Genomic DNA, 25,195 nt, shown 5'->3' on the forward strand with positions numbered 1-25,195 from the left:
TAACCTCGCGACGTGCCACCGGTAATGCGACCTGATCAGAACCCGCCCCGCCCGTTGTCCGAGCTCGCCCGGCTGCTGGGCTCCGAGGCGTTCGTCACGTGTGTCGAGCCCGCCGAGACCGCGGATGCGGGCGGTGGCCCGTCCGGCGAAGCCGGAACCGACCCCGCCGCCACCCCGATCGGCGGTATCACCCACGACTCGCGCGCCGTGCGCCCCGGCGACCTCTACGCGGCCCTGCCCGGCAGCCGTGCGCACGGCGCCGACTTCGCCGGCCAGGCCGCCGCCTCCGGCGCGGCCGCCGTCCTCACCGATCCCACCGGCTACGACCGCGCCGCCGCCACCCGGCTGCCCGTCGTCACCGTCGCCGACCCGCGGGCCGTGCTGGGCCGCGTCGCCGCCTGGGTCTACGGCCGCCCGGGCGACGACCTGCTGCTGATCGGCACCACCGGCACCAGCGGCAAGACCACCGTCACCTACCTCGCGGAGGCGGGACTGCGTGCGGCGGGCATGACCACGGGCCTGATCGGCACGGTGGAGATGCGGGTGGGCGGCCGGCGGGTCGCCTCGTCGCTCACCACCCCCGAGGCCACCGACCTGCACGGCCTCTTCGCCCGCATGCGCGAGGAGGGCATCGCCTCCGCCGCGATGGAGGTCTCCAGCCACGCCCTGGCCCTGGGCCGGGTCGGCGGCGCCCACTACGACGTGGCCGTGTTCACCAACCTCTCCCAGGACCACCTGGACTTCCACAGCGACCTGCGCGAGTACTTCGACACCAAGGCGCTGCTGTTCACCCCCGAATACTGCCGCATCGCCGTCGTCAACTCGGACGACCGCTTCGGCCGGGTGCTCATCGACCAGGTCCGCGCCCGCGGCGACGTGCCGGTCACCACCTTCTCCGCCGACGGCGACCCCGAGGCCGACTGGCGCGCGGCCGACGTGCGGACCGGCCCCGCGGGCAGCACCTTCCGCATCGTCGGCCCCGGCGGTATGGAGGCCGCCGCGTCGGTCGGGCTGCCCGGCGCGTTCAACGTGGCCAACGCGATGGCCGCCGTGGTCGGGCTGGTCGAGGCCGGTGTGCCGCTGCACAACGCCATCGAGGGCGTTGCCGCGGCGCCGGGCGTGCCCGGGCGCATGGAGCGCGTCGACGGCGGCCAGGACTTCACCGCTGTGGTCGACTACTCCCACAAGCCCGGCGCGATCGAGGCGGTGCTGAGCGCGCTGCGCGGGATCGCCAAGGGCCGGCTGACCATGGTCGTGGGCTGCGGCGGCGATCGCGACCGCGCCAAACGCCCCCTGATGGGCGAGGCGGCCGCCCGGCTCGCCGACGCCGTGATCATCACCGACGACAACCCCCGCACCGAGGACCCGGTCGCGATCGCCACCGCGGTGCTCGACGGGGTGTCCAAGGTACCCCGGGACCAGCGCGCCCGCATCACCGTCGAGCCCGACCGCGCCGAGGCGATCGGGCTGGCGGTGCGCCGTGCGGGGCCCGGAGACGTGGTGGTGGTGGCCGGTAAGGGCCACGAGACCGGCCAGTACGTCGCCGGCGAGGTGCTGCCCTTCGACGACCGCGACGTGCTGCTCGCCGCGCTGCGGCGGCGCTCGGCCCACTGAGCAGGGGGTGCCGCGACGCACGGACGACGCAACCACACGCGGGCGCAGGCAGGTCAGCGCCTCGGCGAGCCGCGCAGCGGCCGGCGCGCGCCCGGTCCGAACGACGCGGGCCGCTGCGGGCGCTGCGGGACGCCGCCGCGGCATCCGCACAGCCGCGGGTTCGAGGCGGGCGCAGTAGTTCCGGTCGGCGCACAACGCGGGCAATCAAATGTTCTAAGGTAGGTCCGGCAATCGCAGCCCGGCCCGCGGCGTATCGACGCCGCCTCGGGGTCGACGGATCGCGCCATCCCCTGTTACCGCGCCGTCACCTTGCTTGAGGCGCCTTGGGCGCAATGGGCCGGGCCAGACATGAGGAGTGGATTTGATCGCGCTGACGCTCGATCGGATCGCTGAGATCACCCAATCCCGAATAAGCGGACCGGCGCGTCCAACCGACGTCGTGTTCGGCCCTGTCGTCATCGACTCCCGGCGTGCCGAACCCGGTTCGCTGTTCGTCGCCCTCGGCGGCGAGCGGGTCGACGGGCACGAATACGCGCGTTCCGCTGTCGCCGCGGGCGCCGCGGCGGTCCTGGGATCCCGGCCGGTCGCGGCGCCGCAGTTGCTCACCGACGGAGGCGACGAGGGGGTGGTTGCGGCCCTGGGCCGCCTGGCCCGGGCCGTGGCCGGCGAGCTGACCGGCGCGGACGTCGTCGGCATCACCGGCTCCTCCGGCAAGACCACGACCAAGGACCTGATGGCCCAGGTCCTCGGCGGCGTCGGGCCCACCGTCGCGCCCTCGGGCTCGTACAACAACGAGATCGGCCACCCGCTGACCGTGCTGCGCGCCGACGCCGACACCCGGTTCGTCGTCCTGGAGGTCGCCGCCCGCGGCATCGGCCACATCGCGCACCTGTGCTCCCTCGCCCCGCCGCGCATCGGCGTGGTGCTCAACGTCGGCAGCGCCCACGTGGGCGAGTTCGGCAGCCGCGAGGCGATCGCCCGCGCCAAGGGCGAGCTGGTCGAGTCGCTGCCGTCGGCCGCCGAGGGCGGGATCGCCGTGCTCAACGCCGACGACGACGCCGTGATCGCCATGGCCGGGCGCACCGCCGCCCGCGTCGTCTCCTACGGCCTGGCGCCCGACGCGGACGTGCGCGCCGAGGACGTCGAACTGGACCCCGCCGGGCGGGCCGGCTTCACGCTGCGCGTCGGCGAGCAGTCGGCGCCGGTGCGGCTCACCCTCGTCGGGGCCCACCAGGTGCACAACGCGCTGGCGGTGGCCGCCGTCGCCGCCGAGGCGGGCATGGACGCCGCCGCGATCGCCGCCGCGCTCGCCGGCGCCGGCCCGGTCAGCCGGTGGCGGATGGAGGTCTCGGAGACCCCCGACGGCGTCACCGTCGTCAACGACGCCTACAACGCCAACCCCGAATCGGTCGCCGCCGCACTGAGCACTCTGGAGGCGTTCGGCGGCCACGGCGCACGCCGCACGCACGCGGTCCTGGGCGTCATGGCCGAACTGGGCGACCTCTCCGGCGAGGAGCACCGCCGCGCCGGCGCAGCGGCCGCCCGCACCGGCGTGCGGACCCTCGTGGTCGTCGGGGAGGAGGCCGCCCCCGCGGCCGAGGGCGCCGCCGCGGAGCCGGGATGGGACGGCGAGGTGGTGCGGGTCGGCGACGCCGACGAGGCGGCGGCGGTGCTGGGCTCCCGGCTGCGGCCGCAGGACGTCGTGATGGTGAAGGGATCGCGCGTGGCAGGGCTGGAGAGGGTCGCCGAACTGCTGGCGCCGGGTGAGGCGCCCGCCGCAACGGCCCGGGAGATGTCCGGGGAGGACGCCAAGTGACCGGCATTCTCGTCGCGGCGGGCGTTTCGCTGCTCGTCTCGCTGCTCATCATGCCGTTGGTGATCCGGATCCTGTTCCGGTTCAAGTTCGGCCAGGAGGTCCGCGACGACGGCCCCGAGGGACACAAGACCAAGCAGGGCACGCCCACCATGGGCGGCATCGTCATCATCCTCGGCGCGGTCATCGGCTACTTCGTCTCCCACCTGGTGCTCATGACGCGGCCCACGGCCTCCGGGCTGCTGGTGATGTTCCTGTTCGTGGGAATGGGCGCCGTCGGGTTCCTCGACGACTTCATCAAGATCTACAAGCGCCGCAGCCTGGGCCTGCGCAGCGGCGCGAAGATGCTCGGGCAGACCGTCGTGGGCGCCGGATTCGCGGTGGGCGTCACCCAGTTCCCCAACGGGTACGGCTACACCCCCGCCTCCCCGCAGCTGTCGTTCCTGCGCGACTTCGGGCCGCCGCTGCTGCTGATCGTCTTCGTGGCCTGGGCGCTGTTCCTGATCGTGGGCTTCTCCAACGCCGTCAACCTCACCGACGGCCTCGACGGCCTGGCCACCGGAGCCATGATCCTGTCCCTGGTCGCCTACGTGATCATCGGCAACTGGCAGCTGCGCCAGAGCTGCGTCTCCTACCTGGCGCCCAGCTGCTACCCCGTGCGCGACCCTCTGGACCTGGCGGTGGTGGCCGCCGCATGCCTCGGCGGTTGCATCGGCTTCCTGTGGTACAACGCCCCGCCCGCCAAGATCTTCATGGGCGACACCGGTTCGCTGGCGCTGGGCGGGCTGATCGTGGGCCTGGCCATCACCACCCGCACCCAGCTGCTGCTGCTGATCATCGGCGGCCTGTTCGTCCTCATCACCATGTCGGTGATGGTGCAGATCAGCTCCTTCCGCCTGACCGGCAAACGCATATTCCGCATGGCGCCGATCCAGCACCACTTCGAACTCAAAGGCTGGGCCGAGACCACGATCGTCATCCGCTTCTGGATCATCCAGGGGCTCCTGGTGGGCGTGGGCATCGGCATCTTCTACCTGGAATGGATGCCGCGATGACCCCGACGGGCGAAGCCGGGAGGACGCCGGCGCCCAGCGGCGCGCCGGCCGATCCGGCCTTCGGCGCGGCGCTGAAGGAGCGGAGCGTGTGCGTGGCCGGGCTCGGGGTGTCCGGGCCCCCGGTCGCGCGGGTGCTGCTGGCCCACGGCGCCCGGGTCGGCGTGGTCGACTCCCGGGAGGACGACGCGACGCGGGAGCTCGCCGAGCGGCTGCGCGCCGAAGGGGCGCAGGTGTTCCTCGGCGAGCACGGCTTGCCCGAGGGCGCCGACCTGGTCGTCACGTCTCCCGGGTGGCGCCCCGACGCCCCGCTGCTCGCGGCCGCCCGCGAGGCGGGCATCGAGGTCATCGGCGACGTGGAGCTGGCCTGGCGCCTGCGCCCCGCCGATCAGCGGTGGCTCGCCGTCACCGGCACCAACGGCAAGACGACCACCGTGCGCATGCTGGAGGCGATGCTGCGGGCGGGCGGCCTCGACGCGGTCGCCGTGGGCAACGTCGGCACCCCCGTCGTCGAGGCGGCCCTGCCGGGCTCCTCGGGGCCGGCGCCGGCGGTGCTGGCCGTGGAACTGTCCAGCTTCCAGCTGCACTGGTCGGCCACGCTCGCCCCGCACGCGGCCGCGGTGCTCAACGTGGCCCCCGACCACCTCGACTGGCATGGCGGCCTGGAGCCGTACGCGCATGCCAAGGGCCGCATCTACGCCCCGGGCACACTGCGCGTCGCCAACGCCGACGACACCTGGTCGACCCGCCTGGCCGCGGAGTCCGGCGACCCCGGTACCCCGCTGTACGGGTTCACGCTGAACACGCCGCGCGCCGGCCAGCTCGGTGTCGTGGAGGACCTGCTGGTGGACCGCGCGTTCGTCGCCGACCCGCACGGCGGAGCCGAGGAGCTGGCGGAACTGTCCGACGTGGTGCCCGCGGCACCGCACAACGTCGCCAACGCGCTGGCCGCGGCCGCCCTGGCGCGCGCGGCCGGAGTCGGCGCGGGCGCCATACGCGCCGGGCTGGCCGCCTTCGCGCCGGAACCGCACCGGATGGCCGGGCTCGGCGCGGTCGCCGGCGTGGAATACGTGGACGACTCCAAGGCCACCAATCCGCACGCCGCCGCGGCCGCCCTCGCGTCCTTCGAGTCGGTGGTGTGGGTGGCCGGCGGGCTGCTCAAGGGCGCCGACGTCGACGAGCTGGTGCGCGACGCCGCGCCGCGGCTGCGCGCCGCGGTGCTGCTGGGCCGCGACCGCGACCAGCTGCGCGCCGCGCTGGCCCGCCACGCCCCCGACACGGCGGTGGTGGAGGTCGCCGACACCGGCGGCGAGGCCATGACCGAGGCCGTCGCCGCGGCCAAGGACCTGGCCCGATCCGGCGATACGGTGCTGCTGGCCCCCGCGGCGGCCTCGATGGACATGTTCGCCGACTACAAGGAACGCGGCCGCCGCTTCGCCGCCGCCGTCGCGGCGCTCGGCTGAGCGGCGGCTTTTCCCGTTGCTCTTGTACTTTTGGTCAGCGGAAATCGCATTCCGTTGCTGAAAGTGCAAGCTCAACGCCGGTGAACCGGAAGATCGGACATATCGGCGCCGGACCGTCTGCGCCGCCGGGCGCCGCTCGCACGCGCGGCCCCCGGCGCCGTTCCACCGCCGCGCCCGCGTCACCTGTGCCGCAAAGAACACCAACACGCGCGATATGTCCGACGCTTCGCGCGGCCCAACCGCCAGACTTGGTCGACGCTGGAGGAACTGCGGCAGGCGGAGGTCGCGAATGGCGGTGTCCACATCGGCCCCCTCGGCCAAACGGGCCGGGCAGGGCACAGCGGCGAGCGGCGGCGGGGAGCGCGCCTGGCTGCGCGAGCTGCCCAACATCCTCAACCGGCCGCTGACCTCCTACTACCTCCTGGCCGGCATCACGGCGCTGCTGACGACACTGGGCCTGACCATGGTGCTGTCGTCGTCCATGGTCGACTCCTACACCGAGACCGGGTCGGCCTTCTCGCTGTTCCAGAAGCAGGCCCTGGCCGCCGCCTTCGGACTCCCGCTGCTGGTGCTGGCCTCGCACATGCCCGTGCACCTCTTCCGCATGGTGGGCTACCCGGCGATGCTCGCCTCGGTCGCGCTGCTGCTGATCACCGTCTTCCGCGGTGACGCCTACGGCAGCGGCGCGGTGCGCTGGCTGGAGATCGGCAGCCTGACCGTCCAGCCATCCGAACCCGCCAAGCTCGCCTTCGCGCTGTGGGGCGCGAGCGTGCTCGCCCGCAAGGAGGAGCTCAAGCAGCTGGTGGACTGGCGCCAGCTGCTGATGCCGCTGCTGCCGGGCTGCGGCGCGCTGGTCGTGCTCGTGCTGGTCGGCACCGACCTCGGCACGTCGTTCGTGCTGCTGTCGGTCTTTCTGGCGCTGCTGTGGGTGGTGGGCGCCCCCGGCAGGCTGATCATGGCGATGATCGCGATGGTGACCTCCCTGGGCTCCATCATGATCGCCGTCGAGGATTTCCGGCTGGCTCGGGTCACCTCCTTCCTCAACCCGTCGGCCGACGCCACCGACGCCAACTTCCAACTGACGCACGGCCTCTACGCGCTGGGTACCGGAGGCGTCTTCGGCGTGGGCATCGGCGGCAGCCGCGAGAAGTGGGGATTCCTGCCCCACCCCGAGAGCGACTTCATCTTCGCGATCATCGGCGAGGAGTTGGGCCTGATCGGCACCCTCGTCGTCGTGGGCCTCTTCGGCGTTCTGGGTTACGCTGGGCTGCGCGTGGCCGCACGCGTCCGCGACCCCTTCGCGCGGCTGGCCGCGGCCGCGATCACCGCCTGGATCACCGTCCAGGCGATGGTCAACATCGGCACGGTCATCGGCGTCATGCCGGTCACGGGAATCCCGCTGCCGCTGGTATCGGCCGGCGGATCCGCGCTGATCCCGACCATGGTCGCGCTGGGCATCCTGCTCGCACTGGCCAAGTCCGAGCCGGACGCCCAGGCGGCGCTGGCCGCGCGCGGTCCCAGCCGGGTGCAAAGGGCTCTAAGCTGGCTGGGCCTGGACTACTCGGCATCCGGCGCAGGCCCCAAGCGCCCCGCTGCCGCGGCCCAGGCGAACAACCGATCGCGCTCGACGCAGGTGCAAGCGAGGAGGAATCGGCGACGATGAGGGTAGCCCTCGCCGGAGGCGGCACGGCCGGGCATATCGAGCCCGCGCTCTCCCTGGCCGATGCGCTGATGCGTATCGACCCGCAGACCCGGATCGTGTGTCTGGGCACCGAACGAGGACTCGAAAGCCGCCTCGTCCCCATGCGGGGCTACGACCTGGGCACCATCCCCGCCGTGCCCCTGCCGCGCCGGCTCACCCCCCAGCTGCTCTCGGTGCCCGGCAAGCTGGCCAGCGCCATCAGCGCCGCCGGCAACCACCTCTCCCGCATCGAGGCCGACGTCCTGGTCGGCTTCGGCGGCTACGTCGCCACCCCCGGCTACCTGGCCGCCCGGCGGCGCCGCATTCCCATGGTGGTCCACGAGGCCAACCCCCTCCCCGGCCTGGCCAACCGCCTCGGCGCCCGACTGACCAGCCAGGTCTACACCGGCCACCCCCACTGCGACATCCGCAACGGCCGCTTCGTCGGCATCCCGCTGCGCGAGCAGATCTCCTCGCTGGACCGGCTGGCCACGGGCGACAAGGCCCGGGCGCACTTCGGGCTGCGCCCCGAACTGCCCACGCTGCTGATCTTCGGCGGCTCGCAGGGCGCCCAGTCGGTCAACCAGGCCGCCTTCGCCGCCGCCGACCGGTTCAGCGCCGCCGGAGTGCAGGTGCTGCACGTGGTGGGCCCCAACAACGCCGACGAGCCCGAGGACCGCACCCGCGACGGCGTGCCCTATGTCGTGGTGCCCTACGTCGACCGCATGGACCTCGCCTACGCCGCCGCCGACGTGGCCATGTGCCGCTCGGGGGCGCTCACCTGCGCCGAGCTGACCGCGGTGGGCCTGCCCGGGGCGTTCGTCCCGCTGCCCATCGGCAACGGCGAACAGCGCCTCAACGCCCAGCCCATCGTCGACGCCGGCGGCGGCCTGCTCGTGGAGAACAACGACCTGACCCCCCAGTGGATCGGCGACAACCTGATCCCGGTCCTGACCGACACCGACCGCGTGGTGGGGATGTCGGAGGCCGCTTCGCGGATGGGCCGCCGCGACGCCGACATGGAGCTGGCCCGCGAGGTGCTGGCCATCGCCCGCGGTGAGCGCGGCGCACCCGACCCGGTCATCGACGAGTCCGATCCCGCGGACGAGCCGTTCGTCGACGACGGGAAGGACACCCGGTGAGCCTCGTCCCGTCCGCCGAGCCCCTGCCCGTGGACAAGCTGGGCCGGCTGCACTTCGTCGGCATCGGCGGCGTCGGCATGTCGGGCATCGCCCGCGTGCTGCTGCAGCTGGGTGCCGAGGTCACCGGCAGCGACGCCAAGGACGGCCCGCTGCTGCACGAGCTGGCCGCGCTGGGAGCGGGCGTCCATGTGGGCCACGACGCCGCCCACGTGGGCCCCGCCGACACGGTCGTGGTCTCCTCGGCTGTCCGCGAGGACAACCCCGAGCTTGCCGAGGCCCGCGAACGCGGCCTGCGGGTCGTCCCGCGCGCCGCGGCACTGGGCGCGCTGCTGTTGGGGCGCCGCGGCGTGGCCGTGGCCGGAACCCACGGCAAGACCACCACCACCTCGATGCTCACCGTGGTGCTGCAGCACGCCGGCGCCGACCCCGGTTACGTGATCGGCGGCGCGCTGGTCACCACCGGTCTGGGCGCCGACGCCGGGGCCGGCGAGGTCCTCGTCGCCGAGGCCGACGAGAGCGACGGCTCGTTCCTGATGCTCTCGCCCGAGATCGCCGTGGTGACCAACGTCGAGGCCGACCACCTCGACAACTACGGCGGCCTGGACGAGATCCACGCCAACTTCGCCGCCTTCGCCGAGCGCGTCGGATCCACCCTCGTCGTCGGAGTCGACGACCCCGGTGCCCGCCGCGTCGCAGAGATCGCCCGCGGCCTGGGCAAACGGGTGGTCACCTACGGCGAAACCGCCGACGCCGACTACCGGGTCGCCGGCATCGCGGCCGACGGCTTCAGCACCTCCTTCACCATCACGGCCTTCGGCGGCGAGGAACACGCGGCGGAACTGGCGGTGCCGGGACGGCACAACGTCCTCAACGCCGCGGCCGCCGTCGCCGCCGCCGGGGTGCTGGGCCACGACCCCGCTGTGGCCGTGGCGGGCCTGGCCGGGTTCACCGGCGCCGCCCGCCGCTTCGAGCTCAAGGGCGAGGCCGGGCAGGTGGCGGTCTACGACAGCTACGCCCACCACCCCACCGAGATCGCGGCGGACCTCGAAGCGGCCCGCGCCGCCCTGGACACCCGCGGCGGCTCCGCGGGCGCATCGCCGGGCCGGGTCGTGGCGGTCTTCCAGCCCCACCTGTACAGTCGCACGCGGATATTCGCCGACGAGTTCGCCGCGGCGCTGTCCCTGGCCGACGAGGTCGTGGTGCTGTCGGTCTACGCCGCCCGGGAGGATCCCGAACCCGGCGTCAGCTCCGAGCTGATCACCCGGCGGATCAGCCACGGCGCAGTCGCCTACGAGCCCGATCGCGCCGAGGCGGTGGCGCGGGTCGCTGCCGCCGCCGAGGCCGGCGACATCGTGCTGACGATGGGGGCGGGCGACGTCACCGAACTGGGGCCGAGGATCGTCGAGGCGCTGTCGGAGCTGGAGCAGGCAGGCGGGTAGCGCGCGGGCCCGACCCGCGCGGCCCTAGGCGAAGGGCGGCGAGAGCAGGTGAGCGCGACTACCGAGGAGACCGCCGCCGGCAGCGGCGGTCCCGCGGAGCGCTCGCGGGCCCGGCGCCGGTCGGACCCCTGGAAGGTCGCCTTCGTCGTTCTGCTGATCGTCGCGGTGCTGACGGTGGTGACCTGGGTGCTGCTGGGCTCGCGCCTGCTGGTGGTCCGCGACGTGGAGGTCACCGGGACCGACCGGCTCGACGCGGAGCGTGTCGCCGCCGCCGTCGACGTGGCGACGGGGACGCCGCTGGCGCGCGTGGACACCGCCGCCGCTGAGGTGCGGGCCCAGCGGCTGCGCCTGGCGGAGTCGGTGCGGGTGAGCCGCGGGTGGCCGGCCACGCTGCGGGTGGAGGTGGTCGAGCGCACGCCGGTGCTGGCCATGCGCGCCGGCGACGGCTTCCGGCTGATCGACGGCGACGGCGTGCGCATCGCCGACACCGACAAGCGGCCCGCGAACTATCCGCTGATCAGCGTCTCCGGCGATCCCGAGGGCAGCCCGGCCGTCGCCGCCGCCGCGCGCATCGTCGAGGGGGTGCCCGCCGCCGTCGGCCGGCGCATCGACACCATCGACGCGGGCAAGCGCTCGGCCATCGGGCTGACCCTGCAGAGCGGCGCGGACGTCGACTGGGGGACGGCCGAGCGCACCGAGCGCAAGAGCCGGATCCTCACCATTCTGATCAACGAGCACCCGCCGGGCCCCGAGCGCCACTACGACGTCAGCGCCCCGGATATGGCCGTTGTGGAATGAGCCGCCGCAATGCCCGGCATGCGCGAGATCAGCGTCCGCGGGACCGCTTCGGCGGCCCCGCCGAGGGCCGACATTCCAGACGCGACGCGCCGGGAGGGGACATCGCCCGGCCGCACGACACGCCGTTAGGCTGAACTCGTGGTTAGTTGCCCGCAGGCAGGCAGCGGCTTACTGTCGGGAAGCAATACCGTTGGTTGACATAAGTATGGATCTGAGACCTTAGGGCGGTTACGGCGGAAGTACCCGGAGGAGGGGACCGCCCGGCTGCGAGCCCGAAGCCCTGATGGGAACCCGATCGGCCCCGCGCCGGTCTGAGGGGGCCCAGTGGAAAGACTGTAGAACCGGACACCAATCGGTCCGTTCGCCACCGCAGGACGGCAGGTTCCGCGCAGGCGGGACGGCGCGATTGGCCGAAGCGAGCGGAAAGGCCCCTCGTCGTGGCAGCACCGCAGAATTACCTCGCGGTCATCAAGGTCGTCGGAATCGGCGGCGGCGGCGTCAACGCCGTCAACCGGATGATCGAAGAGGGACTCAAGGGCGTCGAGTTCATCGCCATCAACACCGACGCTCAGGCGCTGCTTATGAGCGATGCCGACGTCAAGCTCGACGTCGGCCGCGAACTCACCCGCGGGCTCGGCGCGGGCGCCAATCCCGACGTCGGCCGCAAGGCCGCGGAGGACCACCGCGAGGAGATCGAGGAGGTCCTCAAGGGCGCCGACATGGTCTTCGTGACCGCGGGCGAGGGCGGCGGAACCGGCACCGGCGGCGCTCCCGTGGTCGCCGACATCGCGCGCTCTCTGGGCGCGCTGACCATCGGCGTGGTCACCCGCCCCTTCGGATTCGAGGGCAAGCGCCGCGCCACACAGGCCGAGTCCGGCATTGCGATGCTGCGCGACGAGGTCGACACGCTCATCGTGATCCCCAACGACCGCCTGCTGTCCATCTCCGACCGCCAGGTCAGCGTCCTCGACGCGTTCAAGGCCGCCGACCAGGTGCTGCTGTCCGGTGTCCAGGGCATCACCGACCTGATCACCACGCCCGGCCTGATCAACCTCGACTTCGCCGACGTCAAGTCGGTGATGCAGGGGGCCGGGTCGGCGCTGATGGGGATCGGCTCGGCGCGGGGCGACGATCGCGCGGTGGCCGCGGCAGAGATGGCGATCTCGTCGCCGCTGCTGGAAGCCAGTATCGACGGCGCCCACGGTGTGCTGCTGTCCATCCAGGGCGGCTCCGACCTCGGCCTGTTCGAGATCAACGAGGCCGCCCAGCTCGTCGCCAACTCCGCCGCGCCCGAAGCCAACATCATCTTCGGCGCGGTCATCGACGACGCGCTGGGCGACGAGGTACGGGTGACGGTTATAGCAGCCGGCTTCGACGAACCGCGCAACGAGGTGCAGCAGACACAGACACAGACACAGCAGAGAACCGCCGCGCCTCCACCCGAGCCGCAGCGGGAGCAGCCGGCGGCCCCGGCCGCCGAGCCGCGGCCCGCCGTGCGCCCGGTGGCCGAGGAGCCGCGCCCGCAGCCGCCCGCCGCCGAGCCCGCACCCGCCCCGGCCCCCGCGCCGCAGCCCGAACCGGCTCGTGAGCCGGTTCGCCAGGACCCGCCGCCGCGGCCCGAGGCAGCGCCCGAGCCCGAACCCGAGCCGGCCGCCGAGTCCGCCCGCGCGTTCGAGTCCGACGGGGCCGCCGACCGGCGCGAGCCCGAAGGCGAGCCCGAGCCCGCCGAGCCCGAGGCCGAGGACGACAACCGGGCACGCAACATCCGCCCGGTCGGCGAGTCCGACTACGGCGAGGTCCGCGGCACCGGGACCGACGGCTCGTTCTCCCGCTCGGGAGAGGTCCCCACGCCTCGGCGCCGGGTGATCTTCGACGACCCCGACGACCTCGACGTGCCGGACTTTCTGAAGTAGCGGGGCCGCGAGCGGCATACCGCGCAGTGCAGCACCGGGCGTACCGGCGGCGGGGCACCCCGCCGCCGGTACGCTTTTTCGCGTCCCCTCGACGACTGCGGAGGATGCGGAGGAACCGCGCACACGATGAGTGCCGTGATCGAGCTGGGCCCGGGCGTGCGGGCCGGCTTCACCCAGCGCTACGACGGCGGGGTCAGTACCGCGCCGTTCGACAGTCTCAACCTCGGCCACGGGGTCGACGACGACCCCGCAGCGGTGGCCGAGAACCGCCGGGTGGCCGCCAAGAGCCTGGGATTCGACGCCGAGCGGGTGGTCTGGATGGACCAGGTGCACAGCGCCGAGGTGGCGGTGGCCGAGGAGCCGGGCGTGGCCGGGCGGGTCGACGCCGTCGTCTCCGAGTGCTCCGACCTGGTGCTGGCCGCACTGGCCGCCGACTGCCTCCTGGTGCTGGCCGCCGATGCCGAGGCGGGGGTGATCGGGGCGGCACACTCCGGGCGGCTGGGCACCGCCGCCGGTGTGGTTCCGGCGATGATCGCGGCGATGGCGCGGCACGGCGCCGACCCCGGGCGCATCGGCGCCGTGCTGAGCCCGGCCATCTGCGGCGGCTGCTACGAGGTCGGCCCCCGGGTGCAGGCCGAGGTGGCGCGCAGCGTGCCCGAGGCGGTCAGCCGCACCCGGCGGGGCACGGCGGGGATCGACATGCGCGCCGCGGTGACGGCGCAACTACGTGCGGCCGAAGTCGGTCACATCTCCTCCGACGACCGCTGCACGCTGGAGAGTCCGGAACTGTTCTCGCACCGCGGCGGGGCGCCCACCGGGCGTTTCGCCGGCTTCGTGTGGCGGCGGCCGTGAGCGGCGCCGAAGGCGGCGGCTTCGCCGCACCGCAAGGTGTCGGCGAGACCTCGGGACGCCGCGAGCGAATCCGCGCGAACCTGGCCGCCCTGCGCGAGCGGGTGGACGCCGCCTGCGCCGCGGCCGGGCGCCGCCCGGAGGATGTGACCATCGTCGCGGTGACCAAGACGTTCCCGGCCTCCGACGTGCGCATCCTCGCCGAGTTGGGTATCGGCGACGTGGGGGAGAACCGCGACCAGGAGGCGGCGCCCAAGGCCGCCGAGTGCGCGGGCCTGGGGCTGCGGTGGCATTTCGTCGGCCAGCTGCAGACCAACAAGGCCCGTTCGGTGGCCCGCTATGCCGACGTGGTGCATTCGGTGGACCGTGCCAGACTCGCCGCCGCGCTCGGGCAGCGCGCCCGGCTGGAGGGGCGGCACCTGGACTGCCTGGTGCAGATCGATCTCGACCCCGCCGCGCAGGCCGGTGTGCTGGGCCCGCGCGGCGGTGTCGACCCGGCCGACGCCCTTGCCGTGGCCGACGCGATCGCGGCGGAGGAAGGGCTGTCGCCCGCGGGGGTGATGGCCGTCGCCCCGCGCGGGGCCGACCCCGCAGAGGCGTTCGCCCGGCTGAATGCGGTCGCCGCCGAGGTGCGGGATCGCTACCCTCGGGCGAAGGCGGTCTCGGCCGGCATGAGCGGTGACCTGGAGGCGGCCGTCGAGCACGGCGCGACACACGTGCGCGTGGGTACGGCGTTGCTCGACGACCGCAGTACGAACGTGGGGTAATGTCCCCACATGGACCTTGCCGCCCAACTGTCGAGTTCGCCCGCCCGGTGGATTCGGGCCGGGTCCGACATGGACTGAGTCATCTGCGGTGCCGCACCACAGGGACGACGGAGGACAAGAGATGGCCGGCGCGATGCGCAAGATGGCGGTCTACCTCGGCCTCGTGGAGGACGACCGCTACGATCACCGCTATGCGGACGAATATGATGACTTCGACGACTTCGATGAAGGCGTCGAGGGCCGGCGCGACCGGGATCTCGACCACCTGGGCGGCGACCCCCGTGCCGACTCCGTGACGGATGCGGATGACTACAGCATGTCTCCTGTCGAAAGGCGCACCCCGACGCACACCGCCCCTGCTACCGCGGACCTTGCGCGCATCACTACGCTGCATCCCCGGACCTACAACGAGGCGCGTACGATCGGAGAGTATTTCCGGGAAGGCGTACCGGTGATCATGAACCTGACCGAGATGGTCGACAGCGACGCCAAGCGGCTGGTCGACTTCGCGGCGGGGCTGATCTTCGGTCTGCACGGCAGTATCGATCGCGTGACCACCAAGGTGTTCTTGTTGTCCCCGGCTAATGTTGAGGTGACTGCTGAAGACAAAGCACGCATCGCTGAGCGAGGGTTCTTCAACCAGAGTTAGATCATCACTGATGTCCAGAGATTGGGTCGGGGAACGACCGTGAGTATCGTCCAGTCCGTCGTCATCATCCTGCTGAACCTGTTCATGGTGGTGCTGATCGCGCGACTCGTCTTCGAACTCGTGCAATCGTTCGCGCGCTCGTGGCGACCGAGCGGATTCGTGCTGGTACTCGCGGAGACCGTCTACACGATCACCGACCCGCCCCTGAGGTTCCTGCGCCGGTTCATCCCGCCTATACGCCTGGGGGGTGTGGCGCTCGACCTGAGCTTCACCGTGCTCTTCATCGTCGTGGTGATCGTGCTCCAGCTTGTAAGTTCGATCGCGTTCATCTAAAAGGTCACAGATGTCGGAAAGGTAAGCCCTGGTTTCGATATGTGGCCTTGGTCATGATCTGGATTGCCGTAAGGTCACGATCAGGTAGCGTCCCTACGGACACAGTCCAAGCGCGCCAAGGAGACGAACATGCCGCTGACACCCGCGGATGTGCGGAACAAGCAGTTCAGTACCACCCGGCTCAGGCCGGGCTACGACGAGGAAGAGGTCGACGCGTTCCTTGATGAGGTCGAGACCGAGCTCGACCGCCTGATCCAGGAGAACGAGGAGCTTCGCGGCAAGCTCGCGGAGTGCCTGCGCGGCAAGGTGCCCAACGCCGGCATGCAGGACTTCCAGCAGCAGCAGCCGCAGGAGCAGCAGCAGCTCCCGCCCGAGCCGCCGCAGCAGCCCGAGCCGGTGCGCCAGGAGCAGCAGCCCCAACCCCAGCCGCAGCAGCAGCAACAACAGCAGCAGCCGCTGGAGCAGCAGATGGGCGCCATGGCCGCCAACATGGGCCTGCCCGGCTCCGAGGAGAACATGGACACCGCCGCGCGGGTGCTGGCGCTGGCTCAGCAGACCGCCGACCAGGCGATCTCCGACGCGCGCCGCGAGGCCGACGAGACCCTCGGCCGCGCCCGCCACGAGGCCGACGACATCCTCGGCAAGGCCCGTCGCCAGGCGGAGCAGATCGTCAACGAGGCGCGCGCCCGCTCGGAGAACCTCGACCGCGACGCCCAGGAGCGCCACCGCCAGGTGATGGGCTCGCTGGTCCAGCAGCGCGAGGAGCTGGAGCACAAGGTCGCCGAGCTCAAGGACTTCGAGCGTGAGTACCGCAGCCGCCTGAAGGACTACTTCGAGCGTCAGCTGCGCGAGCTCGCCGAGGGCGCCGAGCACAACGCCGCGGCCGGCCAGCAGCAGCAACAGCAGCAGCAGAACCCGAATACCACCGGCGGCTTTCAGACCATGTCGCCCACGGGCGGCAACCCCGGGATGCAGCACGGCCAACCGGGCAACGGGGCGCCCCAGGGCAACCCCTTCGCCCAGCCGGAGCCGGCTCAGCACGGTGGATACCACCCCGGTGAGGCTCCGCACGAGCGCCGCTGATCACCGGATCCAGGCGCGCGGACACGGTGATACGGCTGTGCCGCGGCGCGGTAGCGCACAACAGAACCCTTGAGTGAAGGCTCTCCTTTTCCGTGTTCATCCTCAGTCTCGCCGTCTTGGTGGCGGCGCTGGCGGTCATCGCCTTCGGGGTGGTGTTCGCCGAGACGGTGTTGGTCTACATCGCCCTGGTATTGGGCGGCCTCGGTGCGGTACTGCTCCTCGTCGAGGCGGTGAGATCGCGCGCGTACCTGAGGGCGGGCCCGGAAGAGGCGGCGGTCGGCCATGCCGGAGCCGGAAGGCAGCGGGCACGGACGGGCGGTTTGGGGAAGGCGTCCGTCCCCGCCCCGGCGCCGCCGGGTGCACCGGCGGACCCCGCCGCGCATGGGAGCCGCGTCACCGAGGGGCAGCGGCACTTCGCGCCCGCGTCGGCTCAGCAGCCGGGGCGGGCCGCTGCGTCTTCGGCCCCCGCGGTCGGCACCCCGGTACAGCGGGGCGCCCCGGCTGGGGAAAGCCCCCCGGCAGGCGTAGGCGGCACAGCCCCGCCGCCGGAGGCCCTCCGCGGCGAGGCCCCCGCCGGGCCGGTACCCGAGCAGCAGAGCCCGGCGGATCCTGGGCCCGCACAGCAGGCCGAGCGGTCGTCGCGGGGTGAGGAGGGACACCCCGAGTCGCGCACCCCGGCCGTCGGGCACGAGCAGCGGCCCGCACCCCCCGAGCAGAGCGGGTGGCAGGCCGAGCGGCCCGGGCAGGAGAGCGAGCCCGCTGCCGAGCCGGAGCCGCCCCAGCCGCCCCGGCCGCAGCAGCCCCCGGAGCACGGCGGTGCGGCGCGGCCGCAGCCGCGCAGGCCGGTCCGTCCGCGGATCTACCGGCTGCCCGGCGATACCGACGAAGGCGCACTCGCCGAACCCGAGGCGCGGACCACCCGAGCGGATTCCGCCGCGGCGGGTGCGGCGCCGGGCGCCGACCCGGAACGGCCGGCGGAATGGACCGACCGGGACTTCGACGACACCGCCGAGCCCGGCACCGCCGAGCCCGAGGCCGCCGCAGCGGTCGGCGGCACCGGCGCCGCGGAGCAGCTGCCCGCCCGTGAAGCCGGAGCCGATCCCGACCGGCACACCGACGCGGCGCCGAGCGCCCCGGCCGAGCCGACCGAGGCCGCCCGGTTCCCCGAATCCGAGGCCCCCGCGAATTCCCCCTCCGCACAGCCCGCGTCCGAACAGGAATCGGACGTCTCCGACGAGTCCGACCGCGACATCTCCTTCAGCGCCTTCGTCAGCGGCCTGCGCCACCATGAGGATGCCGTGCAGGAGCCGGAAGGGGACGCCGGGGCCGCAGGTTCCGACACCGACGCCAACGCCGACTACGCGGCTGCAGCCGACGAGGCCGCTGCGGCGGCCGCTGCGTCCGGGGAGTCGGCCGCCTCAGCCGACCCGGCTGTCCACGAGGCCGCCGTCGAGCCCGCCCCGAGCGACGACGCGGCCCCTGAAGGGGAATCCGCTCCGGCCCGCATCGGCGAGACCGCCGAGCGGACCGAGCCGACTCGCGGACAGGAGCCCGCGGCCGAGTCCGGCCCCGCGGAGCCCGAGCCGGTGTCGGCCGTCCCGCCCGAGACCGCCGAACCGGACGCCGAATGGAACGCGGCCCCCGAGCCGGCCGCCGAGGCCGCCGACCCCGTGACCGAGCCCATCGACCTGCGCGCGGCCACAGCCACCGAGCCCGAGGCCGAAGAGCCCGCGGCGCACCCGGAGGGCGGGGCGGACGCAGCCGTAACCGCTGAAGCCGATGCCGGCGCAGCGTCCGACCCGGCCGACGACGAAGCGGCCGCCGTCGAGTCCGACGAGACCGTCGTCCTCCGGCGCGGCACCGACGACGACCGGCCGTAGGCGGCGCACCGAGTCTGTCCGCGGGACTGGTGCATCCAACGCGCGGTTTCGACCGGATAGCGGCCGGTGAAAACCGCGCGTCGGATGCACTGACCGCCCCCGGAGGAGCCCGCGCCGCCCCCGCCGGGCGGGCCACCTGCGAGCACCGGAACGGCGGGCGCGGGCCGGGCCCCGGTGCTGCCGTCGCCGCCGCTTTTCGGTCAACCGGCGGGCACCCGCCCGGCGCCGAGGCCGCACAGCGGACCCGAGCCACCGGCACCGCCGCCTCCGGCGGCGCAAGCGTCAGCTGCGGCGGTGCGCCGCCTCGGCGGCGGTCTTGCGCAGGTGCACGGTGACGCCGAACTCTTCGGAGGCGACCGAGTGGGCCTCGGCCTGCGGACTGCCCTCGGTGAAGGTCACGGCGAGCACCTCGCCCGCGATCGAGTGCTCATGCTCCTTCAGTGCCTGGGCGGTGACAGGGTCGCTCGCCGACCACCACAGGTCGATGCGGTCGGAGATCTCCAGACCGCTGGACTTGCGGGCGTCCTGGACCAGGCGGACCAACTCGCGTGCGAGGCCGGCGCGCTGCAGCTCCGGGGTGATCTCCAGATCCAGCGCGACCGTCTCGCCGCCTTCGGCCGCCACCGTCCAGCCCTCCCGGGGCTGCTCACTGACCAGCACCTCCTCGGAGCTGATCTCCACCGGCTCGCCCTCGACCTCGACGTGGGCCCAGCCGGTGGACCGCACTTGTTCCACCAGCCCCCGCGCGTCGGCGGAGCCGATGGCCTCGGCGACCAGCGGAGTGCGCTTGGCGAACCGCTTGCCCAGGGCGCGGAAGTTCGGCTTGACCGTGTAGTCCACCAGGTCGCCGCCGACCGCCGAGAGCGGGTCGAGTTGCTGCACGTTCAGCTCCTCGGCGATCTGGGCGCGCAGCTGCTCGGGCAGCCGCTCGAAGCCCGCGGCCCCGACCAGCACCCGCGACAGCGGCTGACGGGTGCGCACACCCGAGTCGACCCGCGCGGCGCGGCCCAGCTCCACCAGGCGCCGGGTCAGTGCCATCTGCTCGGAGAGCCCGGGGTCGATGAGGTCCTCGCGGACCTCGGGCCAGGGCGCCAGGTGCACCGACTCCGGCGCCTCCGGTCGGCGCAGCGCCGCCCACACGTGGTCGGTGAGGAACGGCACCACGGGCGCCATTGCCAGAGTCAGCGACTCCAGCGCCTCGAACAGGGTCGCGAACGCCGATGCGCCCTCGGGGCTCTGCGCGCCGGCCCAGAAGCGGCGGCGGGAGCGGCGGACGTACCAGTTGGACAGGTCGTCGATGAACGTGGTCAGCAGCCGGCCGGCTCCGGCGGTGTCGAAGCGGTCCAGCGCCTCGCCGACACCCTTGACCACGCGGTTCAGCTCCGAGAGCAGCCACCGGTCCAGCAGTGGCCGCTCGGCAGGCGCGGGCGCCTGTGCCAGCCGGTCGTGGCTCCAGGCGTCGGCGGCCCCGGCGTAGAGGGTGAAGAAGGAGACCGTGTTGTAGTAGGTCAGCAGGACCTTGCGGACGATCTCCTCCAGCGCCTCGTGGCCCACGCGGCGCGGCATCCACGGCGAACCGCTGGCGGCCATGAACCAGCGCAGCGCGTCGGCGCCGTGCCGCTCCATGACCTCCATGGGTTCGAGGACGTTGCCCAGGTGCTTGCTCATCTTCCGGCCGTCCTCGGCGAGGATGTGGCCGAGGCAGACCACGTTCTCGTAGGAGGAGTGGCCGAAGACGAGGGTGCTCACCGCCATCATCGAGTAGAACCAGCCGCGGGTCTGGTCGATGGCCTCGCAGATGTACTGGCCGGGGAAGTTGGCCTCGAACGCCTCCTGGTTGCGGTGCGGCGCGCCCCACTGGGCGAACGGCATCGCACCGGAGTCGAACCAGACGTCGATGACCTCGGGCACCCGCTCGGCGCGCCCGCCGCACTGCGGGCAGTCGAAGGCGACGTCGTCGACGTAGGGCCGGTGCGGGTCCAGGTCGTCGAGGTCCTGTCCGGCGAGTTCGCCCAGCTCGTGCAGCGAGCCGACGACGGTGTGGTGGTCCTCGGCGCAGTACCACACCGGCAGCGGTGTCCCCCAGTAGCGGCTGCGCGACAGCGCCCAGTCGATGTTGTTGCGCAGCCACTCGCCGTAGCGCCCCTCCTTGACGTTCTCCGGGAACCAGTTGGTGCGCGCGTTCTGCTCCAGCAGCCGGTCCTTGATGGCGGTGGTCTTGATGTACCAGGACGGCAGCGCGTAGTAGAGCAGCGGCGTGTGGCAGCGCCAGCAGTGCGGATAGCTGTGCTCGTAGGGCTCGTTGCGCAGCAGCAGGCCGCGGGCGCGGAGATCCGCCACCAGCGCGGAGTCGGCCGTCTTGAAGAACTCGCCGCCGACGAGGCCGAGATCGGCCTCGAAGGTACCGTCGGCGCGCACCGGGTTGACCACGGGCAGCCCGTAGGCGCGGCAGACGGCCATGTCGTCGGCGCCGAAGGCGGGCGACTGGTGGACCAGGCCCGTGCCGTCGTCGACGGTGACGTAGTCGGCCAGCACGACGAAGTGCGCCGGCTCCTCGAACTCGACGAGCTCGAAGGGGCGCTGGTAGTTCCAGCGCTCCATCTCCGAGCCCTCGAAGCGCTCACCCGTCAGCGTCCAGTCCTCGCCCAGCGCGGTGGCGACCAGCGGTTCGGCGACCAGCAGCCGCTCGGTGCCGTCGGTCGCCACCACGTAGGAGACGTCGGGGTGCACGGCCACGGCGGTGTTGGAGACCAGCGTCCAGGGGGTCGTGGTCCACACGAGCAGGGAGGTGGGCCGCTCGGGGTCGGCCAGCGGGCCGGAGGTGACGGGGAAGCGCACGTACACCGACGGATCCACGACGGTCTCGTAGCCCTGGGCCAGTTCGTGGTCGGAGAGCGTGGTGCCGCAGCGCGGGCAGTAGGGGCTGATGCGGAAGTCGCGGACCAGCAGGCCCTGCTCCCAGATGGTCTTCAGCGCCCACCACACCGACTCCACGTACTCGGGGTCCATGGTGCGGTACGCCTCGTCCATGTTCACCCAGTAGCCCATGCGCTCGGTCATGGCGGTGAACGCGCCGACGTTGCGCAGCACGGACTCTCGGCAGTGGGCGTTGAACTCGGCGACGCCGAACTCCTCGATGTCCTTCTTGCCGCTGAGGCCCAGCTCCTTCTCCACGGCGACCTCCACGGGCAGGCCGTGGCAGTCCCAGCCGGCCTTGCGGTCGACGTGGTAGCCGCGCATCGTCTTGAAACGGGGGAACACGTCCTTGAACACCCGCGCCTCGACGTGGTGCACGCCGGGCTGGCCGTTGGCGGTGGGCGGTCCCTCGTAGAAGACCCAGTTGGGGTTGCCGCGCGACTGCTCCAGGGAGCGTTCGAAGATCTTCTGCTCCGACCAGCGCCGCAGCACCTCGTGCTCGGTGGCGGGCAGGTCGATCTGGGCGGGGAGCGCGGGGAAGGCGCGGGCGGCGCTGTCGTCGGGCATGGAGCCTACCTCTCACCAGGGCATCGGTTGTCCTGATGGAGGGACGAGGCGCGTGCCCCGCGGTACCACCCTCCTTGGGAGAGGCGGGCCGGCCGCCTCGTTCCCCACTTCGTTGCCGTGGCTGCCGGGTCTACTGGGCCGCTGCGCGCCGCGGGCGCGCGCAGCCGTTCTTCCGGCGGCTCCGGGGTGATGTTCCCGACGGGCATACCCCCCGGGCTTCCACCGTCCCCGGGTCGCTATGGGCTGTGTCCGCGGTACTCGTCCCCATCCGCGCCGTGCCGTATCCCGAGGATAGCCGACACGGGGAGGGCAGGGGGCTCGCCGGAGCGGATGCCGGGTCGTCCTGTGCCGCCGACCGCGACGGTGCGGGCCGCCTTTCCCCGTGCGGCGGGCGGCGGTGCATACTTGCCTGCCGGGCCGCGTGCACCGCGCGGTCCGGCGCCGTGCGCGCGCCGTGCGGCGGGGCAGTGGTGATCGACGACGAGAGGGGCGGGCCGTGGCCGCGACCGGGCAGGAGGGCACCGTGCTGGTGACGCTCTCCGACAGGGACGACGCCGAGGAGTTGGCCGAGCAGTTGGCAGACCAGGGCTACGAGCCGTGCACCGTGCACCGCGACATGCTGGCCGGCGAGGACGACGCCGAGGACGTCGACTGGGTGATCGAGGTGAGCACCGGTCCGCACGGCGGCCCGGCCACCTTCGACGAGCCGCACCTGGCGATGCTGGCCCGGGACTACGGCGGCTTCGCCGCCGCCCGGTAGCGCGCCTGCTCTTCGTCCTCGACCCGCGCGGCGCCCCGGGGCGCCGCAGCGGCGGGCCTGTCGGCCTGGTGAATCGGGCGCGCTGAATCGGGAACACCTGGGGGATAGATCTGCAGAAGGCATGGTGTGTTCCGGCTGCGCTGTCGATGGTTGATTCGCCACCGGCGGGCGCTTAAGCTACCCGGCATCTCGTGCGAACACCGCCTGATGCGGTGGAATCGCACGTCAGAACGGGGTTCACGGCCGGCGCCCAGCGCGCGGCCCAGGGGGTGAGGTGCCGAATGGTGTCGACGACCGCGAGCGGCAGGTCCGGCGAGGAGGCCCGCAGGGGAGAAGGCGAGGGCAAGATGAGCGTGTCGAATGCGGCCGAGCTCCCAGTCCGCCCGGGGGAGGATCCGTGGACCGAGGCCGAGTTGGCCGAGGTGCGCGAGGGCCTGGAGACCGAGGTCGCCCGGCTGCGCGAGGGCGTCGCCGCCGCCGAGTCCGAGCTGGCCGAGCGGCTGTCGGATTCGGTCGAGGGGGCCGGAGACGACCCGACCGACACCGGTGCCAAGGCTTATCAGCGCGAGCACGACCTGGCGCTGAACTACAATACGCGTGAGCTCCTCGCGCAGAGCGAGCGGGCGATCCAGCGGATGGACGCGGGGACCTACGGAGTCTGCGAGTCCTGCGGGAAGGCCATCGGCAAGGCCCGCCTGCAGGCCTACCCCCGCGCCACATTGTGTGTGCAGTGCAAACAGCGCGAGGAGCGTCGCTGAGTGACGTCGAGCCCTCCGGGGCCCAGAATCGTACGGTGAACGGACCCGCCGCGCGCAGCCCGCGGCGGTTCCTTCTGTTGACGGCGGTGGCCGCGGCGGCTCTGGCGGCCGACTACGCCACCAAGGAACTCGCGCTGGCCGCGTTCGAGCCGGGCGAGTCGATGCGGGTCGTGGGCGAGCTGCTGCGGTTCACGCTCGTGTTCAACACCGGAGCCGCGTTCTCCATGGGCCAGGGCGTGCCCTGGCTGTTCTTCATCATCGCCGTGGGCGTGGTGGTCTACATCCTGTTCATGGCGCGCAAACTCGGCAGCGCGTCGTGGACCGTCGCGCTCGGGTTGATCCTCGGCGGTGCCCTGGGCAACCTCGTCGACCGCGCCTTCCGGCCGCCGGCGCCGCTGCACGGTGCGGTCGTCGACTGGATCCAGGTCCCCAACTTCCCGGTCTTCAACATCGCCGACTCCTGCATCTGCGTCGGCGGGGCTTTCGCCGTGCTGCTGGCGTTCCGCGGCATCAACCTCGACGGCACCCGCGAGTCCGACAATCGGGCCGAGGAAGCCCCGGCCGATGAGGACGGCGCGGCGGCCCAGGCGAAGGGCGCCGAACGCCCCGCCGACGAGGCCGGCGGCGGCCCGCAAACGGCCGCCGATCCGAAGGAGGGCACCGGCCGCGGCGAGGGCGCGGTCGCGCCCGATTCCGGCGCGGAACCGGACGGCACCGACCGCGCGGGCACCCGCCGCGACGAAGGCGGGCGGTCGGCGTGAGCGGCTCCACCAGGACCGGAGACCACCGCGGCATGCCGGTGCCCGACGGCGTCGAGGGCGAGCGCATCGACGCCGCCATCGCCCGTATGTTCGGGCTCTCGCGCACCCGCGCCGCCGAGATCATCACCGAGGGCAACGTCACCGTCGACGGCGCCGCGGCCGCCAAGTCCGACCGCTTGGAGGCGGGCAGTTGGCTGGAGGTCACCCTGCCCCCTCCGCCGGAGGCGCCCTCGGCGCGTCCGGAGCCGGTGCCGGGGATGTCGGTGGTCCACGAGGACGCCGACATCGTCGTCGTCAACAAGCCGGCCGGAGTGGTCGCCCACCCCACCGTGGGCTGGACCGGTCCGACCGTGCTCCAGGGCCTGCTTTCCTCCGGCGTCGAACTGGCCACCAGCGGAGCGGCCGAGCGCCAGGGCATCGTGCACCGGCTCGACGCCAACACCACCGGGCTGATGGTGCTCGCCAAGAGCGAGGCCGCCTATTCCGTGCTGAAGCGGGCCTTCAAGGAACGCGAGGTCGACAAGGTCTACCACGCGCTCGTGCAGGGCCACCCCGACCCGCTGCGCGGCACCGTCGACGCCCCGATCGGCCGCCACCCCGCGGGCGACGGCCGGTTCGCGGTGGTGGCCGGCGGGCGGCCCTCGGTCACGCACTACGACACCGTGGAGGCGTTCCGCGCCGCCAGCCTGCTGGAGGTCAAGCTGGAGACGGGGCGCACCCACCAGATCCGCGTGCACATGGCGGCGCTGCGGCACCCGTGCGTGGGCGACCACCTCTACGGCGCCGACCCCGTGCTGGCCGAGTACCTCGGTGTGCGCAGCCAGTGGCTGCACGCGGTGCGGCTGGGCTTCCAGCACCCCACCGAGGGCCGCCGCGTCGAGTTCGAGTGCGCGTACGCCGACGAACTCGCGGCCTCGCTGGAGCTGCTGCGCGAGGATTGAGCGCGGCCGGGCCGCC

20 protein-coding genes are annotated in these 25,195 nt (G+C 72.8%); 19 read left to right on the forward strand and 1 reads right to left on the reverse strand.

Features of this window, described 5'->3' with window-relative positions:
• The first annotated feature begins 24 nt into the window (after positions 1 to 24).
• The 15 genes from EKD16_RS10235 to EKD16_RS10305 all read left to right on the forward strand — a co-directional run bounded on the left by EKD16_RS10235 (position 25) and on the right by EKD16_RS10305 (position 18,476).
• Positions 25 to 1,614: a UDP-N-acetylmuramoyl-L-alanyl-D-glutamate--2,6-diaminopimelate ligase gene (locus tag EKD16_RS10235; protein WP_131098171.1), complete on the forward strand. Its 1,590-nt coding sequence runs from the start codon at positions 25 to 27 to the stop codon at positions 1,612 to 1,614.
• A 361-nt stretch (positions 1,615 to 1,975) separates the two neighbouring features.
• Complete coding sequence (locus EKD16_RS10240) at positions 1,976 to 3,430, forward strand: UDP-N-acetylmuramoyl-tripeptide--D-alanyl-D-alanine ligase (RefSeq protein WP_131098172.1); 1,455 nt, start codon at positions 1,976 to 1,978, stop codon at positions 3,428 to 3,430.
• The gene (gene mraY / locus EKD16_RS10245) at positions 3,427 to 4,482 is read left to right on the forward strand and encodes a phospho-N-acetylmuramoyl-pentapeptide-transferase (protein WP_131098173.1); all 1,056 of its coding nucleotides are present in this window, start codon (positions 3,427 to 3,429) and stop codon (positions 4,480 to 4,482) included. Before EKD16_RS10240 ends, mraY begins: the two co-directional genes overlap by 4 nt.
• On the forward strand, positions 4,479 to 5,942 hold the full coding sequence (gene murD, locus EKD16_RS10250; RefSeq protein WP_131098174.1) for a UDP-N-acetylmuramoyl-L-alanine--D-glutamate ligase: 1,464 nt from the start codon (positions 4,479 to 4,481) through the stop codon (positions 5,940 to 5,942). Before mraY ends, murD begins: the two co-directional genes overlap by 4 nt.
• Before the next feature lie 289 nt (positions 5,943 to 6,231).
• Positions 6,232 to 7,605 (forward strand): putative lipid II flippase FtsW, encoded by a 1,374-nt coding sequence (gene ftsW, locus EKD16_RS10255; RefSeq protein ID WP_131098175.1) that lies wholly within the window; start codon positions 6,232 to 6,234, stop codon positions 7,603 to 7,605.
• Positions 7,602 to 8,765 carry an undecaprenyldiphospho-muramoylpentapeptide beta-N-acetylglucosaminyltransferase gene (gene murG, locus EKD16_RS10260; RefSeq protein ID WP_131098176.1) on the forward strand — a complete coding sequence of 388 codons (1,164 nt, stop codon included), beginning with the start codon at positions 7,602 to 7,604 and terminating at the stop codon, positions 8,763 to 8,765. The genes ftsW and murG overlap by 4 nt, the downstream gene beginning before the upstream one ends.
• Positions 8,762 to 10,204 carry a UDP-N-acetylmuramate--L-alanine ligase gene (gene murC / locus EKD16_RS10265; RefSeq protein WP_131098177.1) on the forward strand — a complete coding sequence of 481 codons (1,443 nt, stop codon included), beginning with the start codon at positions 8,762 to 8,764 and terminating at the stop codon, positions 10,202 to 10,204. Before murG ends, murC begins: the two co-directional genes overlap by 4 nt.
• Positions 10,205 to 10,252: 48 nt before the next feature.
• Positions 10,253 to 11,002 carry a cell division protein FtsQ/DivIB gene (locus tag EKD16_RS10270; protein WP_131098178.1) on the forward strand — a complete coding sequence of 250 codons (750 nt, stop codon included), beginning with the start codon at positions 10,253 to 10,255 and terminating at the stop codon, positions 11,000 to 11,002.
• Between the two features lie 437 nt (positions 11,003 to 11,439).
• Complete coding sequence (gene ftsZ / locus EKD16_RS10275) at positions 11,440 to 12,915, forward strand: cell division protein FtsZ (RefSeq protein WP_131098179.1); 1,476 nt, start codon at positions 11,440 to 11,442, stop codon at positions 12,913 to 12,915.
• Between the two features lie 126 nt (positions 12,916 to 13,041).
• The gene (gene pgeF / locus EKD16_RS25740) at positions 13,042 to 13,767 is read left to right on the forward strand and encodes a peptidoglycan editing factor PgeF (RefSeq protein ID WP_131098180.1); all 726 of its coding nucleotides are present in this window, start codon (positions 13,042 to 13,044) and stop codon (positions 13,765 to 13,767) included.
• Positions 13,764 to 14,531: a YggS family pyridoxal phosphate-dependent enzyme gene (locus EKD16_RS25745; protein ID WP_131098181.1), complete on the forward strand. Its 768-nt coding sequence runs from the start codon at positions 13,764 to 13,766 to the stop codon at positions 14,529 to 14,531. Before pgeF ends, EKD16_RS25745 begins: the two co-directional genes overlap by 4 nt.
• Positions 14,532 to 14,652: 121 nt before the next feature.
• A complete protein-coding gene (locus tag EKD16_RS10290; RefSeq protein WP_131098182.1) occupies positions 14,653 to 15,180 on the forward strand; it encodes a cell division protein SepF in 528 nt (175 codons plus the stop codon).
• A 39-nt stretch (positions 15,181 to 15,219) separates the two neighbouring features.
• Positions 15,220 to 15,513 carry a YggT family protein gene (locus EKD16_RS10295; RefSeq protein WP_131098183.1) on the forward strand — a complete coding sequence of 98 codons (294 nt, stop codon included), beginning with the start codon at positions 15,220 to 15,222 and terminating at the stop codon, positions 15,511 to 15,513.
• 129 nt (positions 15,514 to 15,642) lie between these two features.
• The gene (locus EKD16_RS10300) at positions 15,643 to 16,596 is read left to right on the forward strand and encodes a DivIVA domain-containing protein (RefSeq protein WP_131098184.1); all 954 of its coding nucleotides are present in this window, start codon (positions 15,643 to 15,645) and stop codon (positions 16,594 to 16,596) included.
• 92 nt (positions 16,597 to 16,688) lie between these two features.
• Positions 16,689 to 18,476, forward strand: coding sequence for a hypothetical protein (locus EKD16_RS10305; protein WP_131098185.1), 1,788 nt, complete (start codon positions 16,689 to 16,691; stop codon positions 18,474 to 18,476).
• A 282-nt stretch (positions 18,477 to 18,758) separates the two neighbouring features.
• Here EKD16_RS10305 and ileS read toward each other — a convergent pair whose 3' ends face one another.
• Positions 18,759 to 21,959, reverse strand: coding sequence for an isoleucine--tRNA ligase (gene ileS, locus EKD16_RS10310; protein ID WP_131098186.1), 3,201 nt, complete (start codon positions 21,957 to 21,959; stop codon positions 18,759 to 18,761).
• A 496-nt stretch (positions 21,960 to 22,455) separates the two neighbouring features.
• On the opposite strand from ileS, the gene EKD16_RS10315 reads away from it, so the two are divergent.
• The 4 genes from EKD16_RS10315 (at position 22,456) to EKD16_RS10330 (ending at position 25,179) form a co-directional block, all read left to right on the forward strand.
• Positions 22,456 to 22,719, forward strand: a complete 264-nt coding sequence (locus EKD16_RS10315; protein WP_131098187.1) for a hypothetical protein — start codon at positions 22,456 to 22,458, stop codon at positions 22,717 to 22,719.
• A gap of 347 nt (positions 22,720 to 23,066) precedes the next feature.
• Positions 23,067 to 23,477, forward strand: a complete 411-nt coding sequence (locus tag EKD16_RS10320; protein WP_131102325.1) for a TraR/DksA family transcriptional regulator — start codon at positions 23,067 to 23,069, stop codon at positions 23,475 to 23,477.
• Positions 23,478 to 23,512: 35 nt separating this feature from the next.
• Entirely contained in the window at positions 23,513 to 24,238 is a 726-nt protein-coding gene (gene lspA / locus EKD16_RS10325; protein WP_131098188.1) for a signal peptidase II, read from the forward strand.
• Between the two features lie 32 nt (positions 24,239 to 24,270).
• Positions 24,271 to 25,179, forward strand: a complete 909-nt coding sequence (locus EKD16_RS10330; protein ID WP_131102327.1) for an RluA family pseudouridine synthase — start codon at positions 24,271 to 24,273, stop codon at positions 25,177 to 25,179.
• Positions 25,180 to 25,195: the final 16 nt, after the last annotated feature.

Source organism: Streptomonospora litoralis (assembly GCF_004323735.1).
GTDB lineage: Bacteria > Actinomycetota > Actinomycetes > Streptosporangiales > Streptosporangiaceae > Streptomonospora > Streptomonospora litoralis.